Annotated in this window: 15 protein-coding genes and 1 tRNA gene; 2 read left to right on the top strand and 14 right to left on the bottom strand. The window is 43.6% G+C overall.

Annotated elements, in window-relative coordinates:
* Positions 1 to 180: 180 nt before the first annotated feature.
* Both BT112_RS17490 and BT112_RS17485 read left to right on the top strand, forming a co-directional pair.
* A complete protein-coding gene (locus BT112_RS17490; protein ID WP_072318760.1) occupies positions 181 to 627 on the top strand; it encodes a GatB/YqeY domain-containing protein in 447 nt (148 codons plus the stop codon).
* A gap of 54 nt (positions 628 to 681) precedes the next feature.
* Positions 682 to 755, top strand: a tRNA-Arg gene (locus BT112_RS17485).
* Here BT112_RS17485 and BT112_RS17480 read toward each other — a convergent pair.
* From BT112_RS17480 to BT112_RS17420, 14 genes are all read right to left on the bottom strand, one after another.
* On the bottom strand, positions 709 to 2,268 hold the full coding sequence (locus BT112_RS17480) for a recombinase family protein (RefSeq protein WP_072318792.1): 1,560 nt from the start codon (positions 2,266 to 2,268) through the stop codon (positions 709 to 711). The genes BT112_RS17485 and BT112_RS17480 overlap by 47 nt on opposite strands.
* A gap of 62 nt (positions 2,269 to 2,330) precedes the next feature.
* Entirely contained in the window at positions 2,331 to 2,489 is a 159-nt protein-coding gene (locus BT112_RS21900) for a hypothetical protein (protein ID WP_013072897.1), read from the bottom strand.
* A gap of 64 nt (positions 2,490 to 2,553) precedes the next feature.
* Positions 2,554 to 2,847, bottom strand: a complete 294-nt coding sequence (locus BT112_RS17475) for a hypothetical protein (protein ID WP_072318759.1) — start codon at positions 2,845 to 2,847, stop codon at positions 2,554 to 2,556.
* Positions 2,848 to 2,852: 5 nt separating this feature from the next.
* A complete protein-coding gene (locus BT112_RS17470) occupies positions 2,853 to 3,653 on the bottom strand; it encodes a hypothetical protein (RefSeq protein WP_072318758.1) in 801 nt (266 codons plus the stop codon).
* A 17-nt stretch (positions 3,654 to 3,670) separates the two neighbouring features.
* A complete protein-coding gene (traN, locus tag BT112_RS17465; protein ID WP_072318757.1) occupies positions 3,671 to 4,546 on the bottom strand; it encodes a conjugative transposon protein TraN in 876 nt (291 codons plus the stop codon).
* 27 nt (positions 4,547 to 4,573) lie between these two features.
* Positions 4,574 to 5,878: a conjugative transposon protein TraM gene (gene traM / locus BT112_RS17460; protein WP_072318791.1), complete on the bottom strand. Its 1,305-nt coding sequence runs from the start codon at positions 5,876 to 5,878 to the stop codon at positions 4,574 to 4,576.
* A 2-nt stretch (positions 5,879 to 5,880) separates the two neighbouring features.
* Positions 5,881 to 6,360 carry a hypothetical protein gene (locus BT112_RS17455; protein WP_072318756.1) on the bottom strand — a complete coding sequence of 160 codons (480 nt, stop codon included), beginning with the start codon at positions 6,358 to 6,360 and terminating at the stop codon, positions 5,881 to 5,883.
* A gap of 71 nt (positions 6,361 to 6,431) precedes the next feature.
* A complete protein-coding gene (traK, locus tag BT112_RS17450) occupies positions 6,432 to 7,043 on the bottom strand; it encodes a conjugative transposon protein TraK (RefSeq protein WP_262493973.1) in 612 nt (203 codons plus the stop codon).
* 30 nt (positions 7,044 to 7,073) lie between these two features.
* Positions 7,074 to 8,288: a conjugative transposon protein TraJ gene (gene traJ / locus BT112_RS17445; RefSeq protein WP_072318755.1), complete on the bottom strand. Its 1,215-nt coding sequence runs from the start codon at positions 8,286 to 8,288 to the stop codon at positions 7,074 to 7,076.
* A 12-nt stretch (positions 8,289 to 8,300) separates the two neighbouring features.
* Positions 8,301 to 8,939 (bottom strand): tellurite resistance TerB family protein, encoded by a 639-nt coding sequence (locus BT112_RS17440; protein WP_072318754.1) that lies wholly within the window; start codon positions 8,937 to 8,939, stop codon positions 8,301 to 8,303.
* Positions 8,936 to 9,592, bottom strand: a complete 657-nt coding sequence (locus tag BT112_RS17435) for a hypothetical protein (protein WP_072318753.1) — start codon at positions 9,590 to 9,592, stop codon at positions 8,936 to 8,938. The genes BT112_RS17440 and BT112_RS17435 overlap by 4 nt, the downstream gene beginning before the upstream one ends.
* Positions 9,593 to 9,600: 8 nt before the next feature.
* Positions 9,601 to 10,290 carry a conjugal transfer protein TraI gene (locus BT112_RS17430; RefSeq protein ID WP_072318752.1) on the bottom strand — a complete coding sequence of 230 codons (690 nt, stop codon included), beginning with the start codon at positions 10,288 to 10,290 and terminating at the stop codon, positions 9,601 to 9,603.
* A gap of 6 nt (positions 10,291 to 10,296) precedes the next feature.
* Complete coding sequence (locus tag BT112_RS17425) at positions 10,297 to 12,765, bottom strand: TraG family conjugative transposon ATPase (RefSeq protein ID WP_072318751.1); 2,469 nt, start codon at positions 12,763 to 12,765, stop codon at positions 10,297 to 10,299.
* Between the two features lie 34 nt (positions 12,766 to 12,799).
* Complete coding sequence (locus tag BT112_RS17420; protein ID WP_035133596.1) at positions 12,800 to 13,114, bottom strand: DUF4133 domain-containing protein; 315 nt, start codon at positions 13,112 to 13,114, stop codon at positions 12,800 to 12,802.

Raw genomic sequence — 13,114 nt, 5'->3', positions numbered from 1 at the left:
TCTTCCAAGGAGAGAAATTCTTAGCGATATATGGTGAACAAAAGATGTTAAACGTCATGTGTTTTTTAAAACCATGACGTTTAACTGTTTTAAGGAATGCTGTAAAAATCTTCAAATTTTTCGCTACACATTCTCGAATTCTTTCTTATATTCGCAGTCCGGAAATAAAAGCCGAAAATTATGAGTTTGCAAAGTAAAGTAATGGAGGAGATGAAGACTGCCATGAGGGCAAAAGACACTGTGTCTTTGGAAGCTCTACGTGCTATCAAATCTGCACTTTTGCTTGCACAGACCGAGAGCAGTTCCAAGGAATTGTCGGAAGCAGACGAATTGAAATTGTTACAAAAGCTCGTGAAACAGCGTAAAGATAGTGCGACAATTTATTCGGATCAGGGAAGAGAGGATCTTGCAGCACCTGAATTGGCTCAGGCGGCAGTGATAGAGAAATTCCTTCCGGAACAAATGAGTGAAGAAGAGATTGCGGTTGTGGTAGAAAAAACCATTGCCGATACCGGTGCCGAAGGCATGAAAGATATGGGGAAAGTGATGGGAGCTGTAACCAAGCAATTGGCGGGAAAAGCAGATGGTAAAGTGATCTCTGCAATCGTAAAACAGAAGTTAGCTTAAAAATTAAAATAAACCTGGGATCTTAATGAAATTTTATTTCATTGCCCGGATCATGGCTCCGTAGTTCAACTGGATAGAATATCAGATTTCGGCTCTGAGGGTTGGGGGTTCGAATCCCTCCGGGGTCACTTGATGGGACAAATTCAAAAATGATGAGTTTGTCCCATTTTTATTTCCATTTAAATCTTTGTCAATCAGTGTGATATACTTGATTGCTTCATTAACGCGGGTGGTTCGATATTCAAATCCGTCAAAAGTCAGATTTTCAGGAAAGACCGAACCAATGATCTTTCTTTTTTGTGTAATCGTCCCGGTTTCATACAAGTAGCCCAACTGTGAAAGATTGCTGATCGCCTTGTCCCACAGGGGTTCTACGTTTTGAGTGTCGGTTATCGTGCTTGTCAGTTTAGCTTCCAGCCTGTTTATTTTTTTATCGGCATCCGCTTTCATCATTCGGTAATCATCCGCTTCAATATCACCACACAAAAGTAATTCCCTTGCTTTACTCAGTTTATTGTTTTCGTCCTGTAAACGGATTTTCAACTGCTGTATATTTCCAATCCTGTCTCTGGTTTTTGTTTTATATACCGAAGTAATGACTTCTTTAAATAGATTCAGCTTAGGAATGGAATACACATATTTCCCAATTTCGGAAACGATCTTTTCATTCATATCTTCAGCCTTGTGTCTGAATTTACAGCCACCAGAGCAATGGTAATAGTAATAATACTGGGAACGCCCTTTCGACTTGCTACCGGTCAGCATACGTCCGCAATCCGGGCAAATCACAAATCCACGTAATGGAAAATGACCATCCACCTTCATTTTAGCCCGCATCACTTTTTTACGACCGTCAAGCACATCCTGTACATCATAAAACAAGGCTTCAGATATCAGGGGTTCGTGTTGCCCCATTACCAATTGACTTTCTTCATCTTTGTATTTAGGAATAAATATTTTACCGCAATACATAGGATTACGGATAGCTGTCCAGAAATTATTCTTACTGCATTTCAGCCCCTTTTCCTTTGCCATTTTCCAAACCTGCTCGGTACTGAACATATTTTTTGCCAACTCTTTGAACGCCCATTTCATAATATCGCTCTGAACTTCCCTTGGGGCAATATATTTTTTACCGCTTTCGTTGGTTTTATTGACGTATCCAATCGGCGCTGTTCCCATCCAGCGACCTTCTTTTTTAGCCCTGCGCATCCCATGAAATACATTCAATGCCCTTCTGTCATTTTCCACTTCAGGAGCAGCCAAATAAAAGGCGAGCATCATTTTATTTTCAGGAATGGATAAATCGAGCGGTTGTTCGACTGCCTGCGGTTCTACCCCCAATCTTCTCAACGTGCCGATCATCTGATAAGCATCTCCCGCATTTCGGCTGAACCTGTCCCATTTGGTAAATAATATCAAATCGGACTGCCCTCTGGATTTACGAAGGATGCCCAACAGTTTTGTCCAGGAAGGACGTTTAAAGGTTTTTGCAGAATGATCCTCATAAATCACTTTCCGTACCTGAATATGGTTGATTTCACAATACTTACGCAAACGCTCTTCCTGATCCCGTTGTGAGTATCCCTTATCGGCCTGTTCATCCGTGCTTACCCGTATGTATAAATCTGCAATTTTCATCTCTCCCACGTTTTAAGGTTGTTCTGTCTAACAGCTTGATTCCGTTTATAAATATACGAAATTCAGGCAGGTTTTGCCAGATACTGATCTACTACAATATCTGCAATCTCATACATAAAGTCCAGGATGACTTTCACCTGTTCTGCTGTTACTTCTATACCGTCTTCTTTCAATAGTGCTATTGCTTTTTCCGGCGGAATTCTCTTTACTTCATTTTCCATCTTACACCTCCGCTTTAAAACAGCAAAAGCCCCGAAGGGCTTTATACCGAAAAATTAATTCATGCTACCCATCGGTTTCGTGAAAGTAGATTTTACTCCCCTTGTTTTTATTAAATGAGGGTTCATACCGTATATACCCGTAGGCATTAAGATCCTTTACACATTTATGATAGGTCATGGCAGATGATATTTTTGCAATCTTCATAATGTCATAGCTGAATGCCACTATCGGATTGCTATTGCCCATCTGCGCCCGGTACTCTAACAGGGCAGCATATATCCCTATATGTGTAATGCTGATACGGCCATCCTGCTCAATAGCCGTAAAAAAATTAGATAAAGGCTTTAACTCTTCCATATCATTTAGGTTATAGTGGGTCTCTTTCTTTTCTTCTTAGCCTTCGGTATATCCGGAGCTTCATCGTTAATTGGCTGCTCCTGACCTTTATGATCCTGTTTAGCAGAGCGGCTTTGTGCTTCCGATTGTTTTTCCGTCTTGGACTGGCGGTTATCCATCCGTTGCATATTACTGTCATAGATATTGATGGTCTTAAACCGTGGATTCGCCTCGATGTACTGTTTCTGCTCCGAACCTTCCTTTTGAAAAGTTGCCGATTGCAGGTTTCCTTTTTTCAGGGAATCGACCAGGTTGGATTTATAGGTTTCGTGCTCCAGTTCTTTAATGGGATGTTTAGAAAGTGTTGCTTCCAGATCGTACCCATAGTTTTGATGGTACTGCTGTATTTTAAAATTTCCATTGTCATCACTCTGTTTAAAATCCATCTGTAACCATGCATTGTAGAGTTGCCCTTCCTTGTTGGTCAAATCCTTATTGACCGACCGCCCTTCCATTAAGTTGTAGGCTTCTTTCAGGGTAATGTTATTGCCTTTGTTGATATAGAAGGTCTGTTTCATCGCTTCATCAGGACTATTTTCCTTTTGTACACTCACCTGATAGGAGTTAAAGAAATACATATCCGTTTGCTTGGACTTGCTAAAATTCATTCGGGCTTCCACCTTATCAGTACCGAATTGGGTTTCATGTACCAGCTTAAAAGCTGGCTTTTCTATTTCCATCATTCGCTTTAAGGGAGCTTCAAAGCCTTCTCCAAAACCGGTATATTTAATCTGATCTTTCAGGTATTCTAAATTCTTCTGATTCATGATAATTGATTTAAAAGTTATTGATAGGTGTACTTCCTGTTGATTTGCAATGTGGGAAGTACTACAGCTTTAATAATCGTCCTGTTTTTTACACTGAGTTCGATATGCCTTCCCCCGTTTGCTTCAAACAATTGAATAGCGAAATATTTCTTATCGGGAATGGTAAACTTGGGAACGGCAACTACCAAGGCCTGTGAAGACCGACCGTCAATTTTTGTTACCTTATTTTGGATGTGTACCGGGGTAATCTCAATTTCCTGTGAAGCTGTCCTTTTCGCCTTTTTCTGGTCACGGATAAAAAAGCGTAATTGGTCAATATCATAGCTGATATTGGATGTGTTGGTAATGGTTAACCTCAGGTACATCAGGTTGTCCCGAATGAATATGCCGTTCAATCCGAAGCGGATACCATATTTGCTGCGCTTTACCTTATGCCCTTTGTATTTGGAATATAAGGTGTGTGTAGCATAGGTAGTGACTTCAGCTTCATTAACCGATCCGGGTGAAAGGAAAATACTGTTTTTGTTATCCCTTTCCTTTATGGAAACATTCAACACGGACGGCATGGGTGTATAGTTAATCACAAAGGAATTCAATTTCCCATCTGCGGTAATCACCGTCAGGTTGGTCTCCGGGAAACTGTCCCTTGCCGCTTTGAGCTGTAGAATATTGGCAGCTCCTTTAGCTTTTTGCGCCAACACATCTTTACTACCCCTGTCCACACCCACAATGGCACTTGGAAATATAATATTGGTCGTTTTAAAATAGGTAATCTCCAAAGGATAGGGAGCGATGGATTTGGGCTCAAGCTTAGTCCTGCTTTGAGCGTTTACATTTAATCCGAAAAGGAACAGGAAAAATCCCATCACCATATGTGCATTTATCTTTTTCATCTTTATGGAATTTTAAATGGTTATTACTTATTGATTACTGATCTGTTTTTGTTTTTCATCACGGAGCAATACCTGATAGCCCGCTTTCAGGGTTACTTTTATCAGTTTTACTTTTTTACTGAACAGTGATTTAGCCGTTTCTATACCGGCACCTGCGGCCTGTGCCTGCCAGGAAGGGTCAAGAGAGGTCAATCCGATGTTTTGCATGGAGCGGTCAGCCGATTGTTTGGCGACATCCCGGGTAATGGCGCCGGGAATGTAAACCCCGTCCAATCCATCCATATCGTACACGGAGAGTTCTACCGGGAAAAGGGAATTACCGCTTCTAATGCTGTTGATCTTGATATGCAGCCTTTCCCCGCTAAGGGAAGCAATTCCAAACACAAAGTTGTCTTTGGGGATATGCACCCCATTAATGAATACATCATTGACCAGGCGAAGCTTTACGGTAGACCCGTTCACTACGGTCTGTGATTCGTGAATAACCGCTTGTATGGCATTTTCTGGTTGTTCAGCAATTTGGTCATCGTCCAGGGAATAAAATCCATTTGCCGTAGGAGTAACAAAGCGTCCGGTATGCATCAGCGAAATACTATCATCTTTCTGTGCAGTGGATACTTTGTACAATTGTTCCCTGCGATCCTCCGATAGTTGTTTTAGTTTCTCCTGAACCCGCTCGGGATGCTGTACATCAAGAATCTTTTCCAGCATACTGTTGAGTTGTTCCAGTTCCGGGTCAGGTGCTTCCGGCTGGGTCATGGTGTGCATCATTTCTTCCAGCCTGTCCACATCACTGGAACTCACCGATGTATTACCATAATTGGTTTTTGTTTCCTGTTTCGCGGAATCTTCAGAAAGCTGGGTTCGTTCCACCGGTTTGTTCAATTCCCTGTTTAAAGCTTCCAGCTTTTTATAAATTTTATCCGTATTCGGATCGTTGCCCTGACCGCTTCCGTAGAGGGAAGTTTTCAGTCCACCGGATGATACCTGACCCGGTTTTACTTCCTGTTGGGGTAATACATCATCCATATCTGAAATCACACTGTTTTTATAGTTCGGATCATTTTTACGGAGTTCCCTGAATTTTGCCGAATCCTGTTCTGCCCGGTTGTAATAGCTCATCTTATCCATTTGCTTGTCATCGGTCAGTTTTGCTTCCGGCAGGTGAAGGTTAAACCCGTTCTGTGGAGTTTCCTGTGCCTGTAGTTCCTGTACCTGTCCGCCTCCCAATACCCAAAATATCAGAGTGGTGAAAGGAAGGACGAGCAGCGGCAATACCAATAGGAACTTGCGCTGTCTTTTCATTTTTGGTGTTATTACCTGTTTTTCCATGGTCATTGATTTTTAAAGTTTTGATATTCTTTTTCGATATAGCGAACCGAATCCATCAATCCCGGACGGGCTGCTACGATACTGTCATATAGTTTTCTACCCGATGGGCTTCGGGCAAGGCTATCCATATACCACCGGAACTTTTGAATGCGCCTGTAATCCTGTTTGGATACCGGAGGGAGCGGTGATGCTATAGCTTCGGATTCCGTAAGATGCCGGGGACGTTTGATCGAGGTTACCGTAAAGGCATTGTCCTTACTTTTTCCAGTGATGGCGTGTACCCCGAGATAGATACAGTAACCGCTGGTGAGGCTTACAAAAAGGACCAGCGCTATGGTTCCTGACCGCTTGGAAATACGCTTTGTCTTATTCGACATCCATTTTGCCCATGCTTTTTGCAGCCATTTGTATAAGGCAAGTAATCCCAGGATTAACAGTCCGTTTTTAGGAGCCTCCTTTTTCTGTTTTGTATTTCGTTTCATTTGTACAAAGTTTTATAAGCCACTCAATTGACTTTGTTTGTATTAATTTTGAATAAATGTCCATTATGGGCTTAATACCGTCTGGCGGTCGTTTTCAAATCCTTGTTGGCGATGGTTGCCCAGCGTTCTATCAGAAAACCATGCGGATTATTATCACTTCGGGATACATTACGCAACGCCCCTTCAGTAATCAGGCTTCGGGTAGTGATACTGGTCGGACGGATTATGCGCTGGGTAGCGTAGCACCGGAATTTATAGGGGTATTCATTGATGTCCACCGCTACGCTATCCACATGGATGGTCTGGTTAACATTTCCGGAAATAAGCCCGGCATAATATCCGTTCTCCTTCAGGTCATCATAAATCCGTTTGGCACTGCCATCCGCCAGGTATAAAGCTTTAGTGATATTCGTTTCAATTGCTTTATCATCCGGGTCAAGGGTAAAGAACAATTGGTGGAAGGTTTTCACATGATCCCGTGCTTCCACTGGGATATTGTCCTTACGTCCGGCGGAATAGGCTTCGAGTGCCTTGCCATTGGCAAGAATGTAAATCCTATCCTGCATCTCCGATACCAGACTGAAACTCTTATAAAGGGCAAAGCAGGATAATAGCACCGAGCCTGCAATAATAAGCATGGTAAATCCCCGGATATGCCGAAAAGCCGTATCGATATTTTTCATTTTTTTAAACATGATTTCTCCTTTTTGGGGTTAAGAATTACCTTTGAGTTTGTCATTCATATAGCCGGAGCCACCGCCATCCGAATTGCCATCCTTGAAATAAGGATTGGTTGTACCATTGCTGGCCATACTCTGGGAAATACGACTGGCGGCATTGCCCATTGCATCCGCCGCCATGCTGGCCCCACCTGTGGCTGCTCCCATAACTGCTCTGGAGGAACTGCTGAAGATACTGGTGACTTTCTGTCCCAAAGCACCGCCACCTCCCGCATGGACAATGTAATTGGCTACCGAAGGCACGGTAAAGTATCCTACAATGCCAATAATCATAAAGACCAGATAGGCCATATCCGTGCGGCTGAAAAAAGTATCCCCGTAATCCTGTACCTGGGCAATGTCCATTTCCAGCATTTTCTCCTGGATTTTTCCGATAATGCTCCCGAAAATATTGGCTACCGGAAGCCAGAGAAAAATATTGATGTATCGGGCAATCCAAACGGTCAGGGTATGCTGGAACCCGTCAAAGACGGCAATCCCAAATACCAGCGGCCCCAATATGGCAAGTACCACCAATTGAAAGGTTCGTAGCGTATCGATACATAAGGCTGCGGCTTCAAAGAGTACCCGCAGTACTTCACTCATCCATTCCTTGACCGAATTGCGGAAATTGTACGAGGCTTTGGACATGGCAAACTTGATGTCGTTGCCAATCCCTTCAAAAAAGCCTTCATCAGAAGGACTGGCATTATCATGGGTGTATTTATACCATCGGTCCCGGTCACCATCCCCGCTTTCACCCACATACATCTGCCATACATCCGTTTTTTTGATGGCTTCTTCCTTCTTTTCCAAAAGCACCGCAATTGCCCTGTCGGAGCCTTCTACCATCGAAGCGGTAGCGGTCACCGTGGGTTTCATGATCCCGTTGATCAATCCCAGAACGGAAGGGAATATCAGCACACAAAACCCGATGACAAACGGGCGAAAAAGCGGGTAAAAGTCGATAGGTTCCGCTCTTGACAAATGTCCCCAGACCCTGGAAGCGATATACCACATGGCGGCAAATCCCGCCAGTGCCTGTCCTACGCCAATAAGCTGGCTGCACAGTGGCATCATTTCATCATAGAGTTGTTCCAATACACTATGCAAGCTGTTCATCTCACCGGCAATTCCCTGTGCACTGCCCATAAAAGGCAATAGCAATCCTATAACCGCCAGCCAGGCGGTTTTTCTATATGTTGCCATAATTTTTGATTTTTAGTTGTTTATACCATATATATTGCGAATGGTGCGGGCATCATTTCTTTCTTTTGCCCTTTGCACCGCAAGAATGGTCGTATTATTATTAAAGTGTCTGAGGAACATTAGTTTGTCCTGCATATCGGCATAGATCCGGTCAATGGCCTGTAAACGCTCATCATCACTCATACGGGCTTTACCTGCCGTAATGATGACCAGTAATTCATCGAGATTTCGCAGGCTTTCATCAAAGAGGTTATCATACACCCGTCCGAGATACGCCAGTTCCTGCGGATTGAAATTCCCGTCACTTTGAAACCGGTCATACGCATTCCGGTATTCCCTGACCAGTATCACCTGATAATTCACAATATCGCCCACACGTTTGTAATTGCGAACGGTGGGGCTTACTTCCATCAGCCCGTCCAAAAAAGCTTTGTGCATACTGAAATTACCTTCCGATATATCCTTGATGGTATTATAACCTCCTTCCAATATCTGATAGCCCTTTTTCATATCGCTCAATATCTGTTTGAACTGGGTCAGTTTTTCTACATTGAGCAAGAGCTGTTGTATCTCTGCGGATTGCGCTGATGCTCTGAACGAGCAGAAGAGCCCGCAGATCACAAGTCCTATAAGTATTCCTGTCTTTTTCATGGGTTTTCGTTTTGAAGGTTCCTGAGTGTTTTGCCGTATTGTACTTCATGGTATTCCCTGATCCGAGCGGCTGCCATTACTTTGGCTTCATTGCCGAAACTTTGCGAGAAGGTGTAATTGTCCTGCATGCGTAAGTAGAGCTTGTCGATACGCTCCATGCGCTCATTATCTTCCATTTGCAACTCGGCATCCGTAGTTATCGCAATAAGTTCGTCCAGTGCCTGTTCACAATCCTCCAAGAGGCGAGTAAAAACCCGCCCGATATAGCTGAGTTCTGCTTCGGTAAAAGCATCGCTATTACCAAGTTGTCCGTAGGTTTGCCCGTAATCCTGAATGATGCGTATTTCAAGGGCGATGATGTCTGCTACCTTTGCATAGTTTCTGATTTCAGGGTTGACTGTACTCAAGGAGTTTATAAAATCATTATGCAGGTCAAATTCCCCTTTGGTAAACCCTCCGATAGTGGTCAAACCTTCTTTGGCAATACGATACCCTTTTTGAGCATATCCGATATATACCTGTAAAGCGGCAATCTGCTGAAGCAGGTATTTCTTCTGTGTCTTTTTCTGGCGGAACCACTCTGAAAAAGTCTGTGCCTGAACGGTTCCTGCTGCCAGAAACAGCATGAGTCCTATTAAAATTATCTTTCTCATAGTTCGTGTTATTGAGGAAGTCCATATAATTTTTTCACGGTTTGTACTTCAATGGAAGTCTTTGCCCTGGAAAGGCTCAGCAATACATTTTGCTGATTAAAGCGCATCAGGTCATCATAATTGGCATCAACCTGATCGGCGGCATTGTTGATGATCTCCAGGCGTTTGGCATCACTCATGGTGGTGGTAAAGGATTGAACGATCAGGGTAATCTGGTCAATATTGTTTAGGCTCTCTTCCAGGATACCGGAGTATACCTCTGACATATATTCAATCTCATCCGAGGTAAAGTGTTCATCCTGCTGAATGAGCTGCCAGGCATGTTGGTATTCATTGACCAGCCGAACCTGTTTTTGGGTGATATCCCGGATGCGCTGGTAATAGGAAATAATAGCCTTTACCTTAGCCAGCTCTTCATAATATTCCCGGTATTGCTCTTTTTGTTTTTCCGTCCACTCGGAAATCTCATCCAGTTTGAGCTTGGAAAGCGTATTTTCCAAGGTCTTCTGGGCGTTCTGTAACCAGATGGTCTTGTTCTGTAAGCGCTGGATTTTTAAATCCACGGCTTTGATTACTTTTTTGATGCCTGCTTTGATGATTTCCAGTATGGCTATCGGAGTGGCATTCGCCTGTTGTACCGGTAGTACCATAAAGGAGATACAAAGGGCAAGCAGTAACATTCTTGCATATTTTTTCATGGTTCATCATTTTTTAAGTTTTAGATCTTCCGCCATTGCAGCAATACCCTTGCGGATATCCCCGCCAAATTTTGCCGCATATTCCATCAGTTTCACCTTTTCAGTCTGTTCGGTGGTGTACGCCAGGTATTCTTCCACGCTCACTTCGGTGCGGTACACCTTGCTGAGCATTCCGCCGAGGCTGATAAAGACCTCTTTGTATTTTCGGGTGGGATCATTGGCTTTATTGACCGATAACACAAGGGCTTTTTCTTTTTCCGTTAACCCTAAGAGTTCCTGTATTTGGTCAAATTTGTTTTGGTACTTGCTTTGGTCGAGCAGTATCTTGCAATCGCTGTTATTGATGATCGCCTGCTTGACCACCGGAGAAGAAATAATATCTTCTACTTCCTGGGTCACCACGATAGCCTCGCCAAAGAATTTCCGTACTGTTTTAAAGAGGTATTTGATGTATTCCGCAAAACCTTCTTTCATCAGGGCTTTCCAGGCTTCTTCAATTAAGATCATCTTACGGATGCCTTTCATTTTGCGCATCTTGTTGATGAAGACTTCCATGATAATGATGGTCACTACCGGGAAGAGGATGGGATGATCTTTGATATTGTCCAGTTCAAACACGATAAAGCGTTCCTGTAAAAGGTTCAGGTTTTCCGTGGCATTGAGCAGGTAATCAAATTCCCCGCCCCGGAAATATGGGCGGAGTACATACAGGAAATTATCCATATCAAAATCCCGGTCTTTTACCCGATCCTGTTGAAGTACCGCTACATACTCATCCCGCAGGAATTCATAAAAGCTGTTGAAACAAGGAAACACCGATGGATTCTTCTCAAGGTGCCGGTAGTATCCGGTAATGGCATTGGAAAGCGCTACATACTCGCTGCGTTTGAAGGCTTCATCATCCTTTTTCCAAAGAGCGAGCAGCAGTGTTTTGATACTTTCTTTCTTTTCCGTGTCCAGGTGGTCACCCTCCCCGATAAAGAAAGGGTTGAAACGGATCGGGTTTTCTTCACTGTAGGTGAAATAGTAGCCGTTGACCATATCACACAAGCCCTTATAGCTATGTCCTACATCCACCAGTACAATATGGGTTCCCTGCTCGTAATAGCTGCGTACCATATGATTGGTAAAAAAGGATTTTCCGCTCCCGGAGGGACCTAGTATAAACTTGTTACGGTTGGTACAAATCCCCATGTTCATGGGTTCATCACTAATGTCCACATGTACAGGTTTGCCCGTCATCCGATCTCCCAGACGAATCCCTACAGGACTTAAGGAAGTACGGTAACCCGTTTCCAGGTTCAGAAAACAGGTCGCCTGTTCGGCAAAGGTGTCGAAGGTATCGTTCATGGGAAAGTCAGCGGCATTGCCGGGAATACCTGCCCAGAAAATCTGAGGAGCTCCGATGGTTTCCTGTTTGGCTACCGCATCCATTTGTGCCAATGCGGAGGAGACTTTGTTTTTCAGGTCTTTGAGTTCTTCCTTATCTTCCGTCCATACCAGTACATTAAAATGGGCTTTTACCGGAAGGCGTTGCTGACTGATAGCTTCATTTAAAAAATCATTGGTCGCATCACGGGCAATCATATTTTCCCGGCTGTAAGCGGACAGGGATTGCAACCGTAGCCTTTTGGATTCCAGTTTAGTGATCGTCTTCTGGGCATCCTCGATAAACAGGTATTGGTTGTAAATATGATTACAGGGCAGTAGTTGACCCAGCGTAGAGGCAAAGCCGATACTGAATTTGGTTTTGTCCGTACTGTACTTATCGTAATTGATACGACTGCCACAAAGTGCAGGCAGGTCAGCAGCATCCCCCAGGGTGTAAAGTTGACAATGCTTTGAACCTACCTGTAAGCCTTCCTGGAAGTTGATGTCTCCCATGAGATACTGGTCATTGTGCTCCGACAGGTAGCAGTACTTTTCAATGATACCCATTGTCCGTTTGCCACTCCAAAGTTCCTTTTCCCGTAATCGGGTCAGTTTCACAAAGCCACTATCTTCCATGATACGTTGAAACTGACCGGCAGCGTCCAGAAAATCCTGTAACAAAGAGGGTTTCAATGTTTCTTCCGGGACGATGCTTCTGCGCAGCAGGCTGGAATAGGCAGAAGTTGCCGTTTTGCGGTTATCCGGTTTTTTGGTCAGTAGGATATAACACCTATGATCCAGAAAGGGGCGTTCATTAAAAAACCGCTCACTTGCCCGGCTTAAAAAACTGGTATCGGCTTTGGTAAAATCGGGTTGATGCCCGGTTTGCAAAAACCAGTCCTGTTTATGCAGTACACTGAATTTGGGCAATACCTTAATGGCTTTTACCCAGGCCTGATGAAAAGCTTCATATTCCTGATCGGAAAGGGTAAAGATCTCCGGCAGGTCTGCTTTAAACACGACGGTGACATCGCCTTGTTTGCTCAGGATGCTGTCGTGTTCCACATCCATAATCGGTAATAGATTATCCAACATTTTTTCCATTCTTATAGTATTTACCGGATTATTACTTATTTTTTTATCGTTTTAAAAATGCCCTGCGGCTTCTGGAGCGGAGCGCTTTGGGAACCTGTTTTCGTGCCAGGGTTTTCATAAGTCCGTATTCCCCGTATTGATTGCTCATTCGGTAGATCTTCATCACCAGCAGGGTGCCTAAGCCGAGAATGACACCGATACATACCAGTGTGGGCAGCCCGATGATATACATGATGGCAAATACGATGAGCAATCCTACCACACCGCCACCCAAATACCAGATATATTGGGCTTTTAATCCCTTAAATTCGATACTGCGGTTAATTCCTTTATTGACCTGATACACACTATTTGCCAT

It is taken from the genome of Sinomicrobium oceani (genome assembly GCF_900119185.1).
GTDB lineage: Bacteria > Bacteroidota > Bacteroidia > Flavobacteriales > Flavobacteriaceae > Sinomicrobium > Sinomicrobium oceani.
This window is presented reverse-complemented; position numbering and strand designations above follow the sequence as displayed.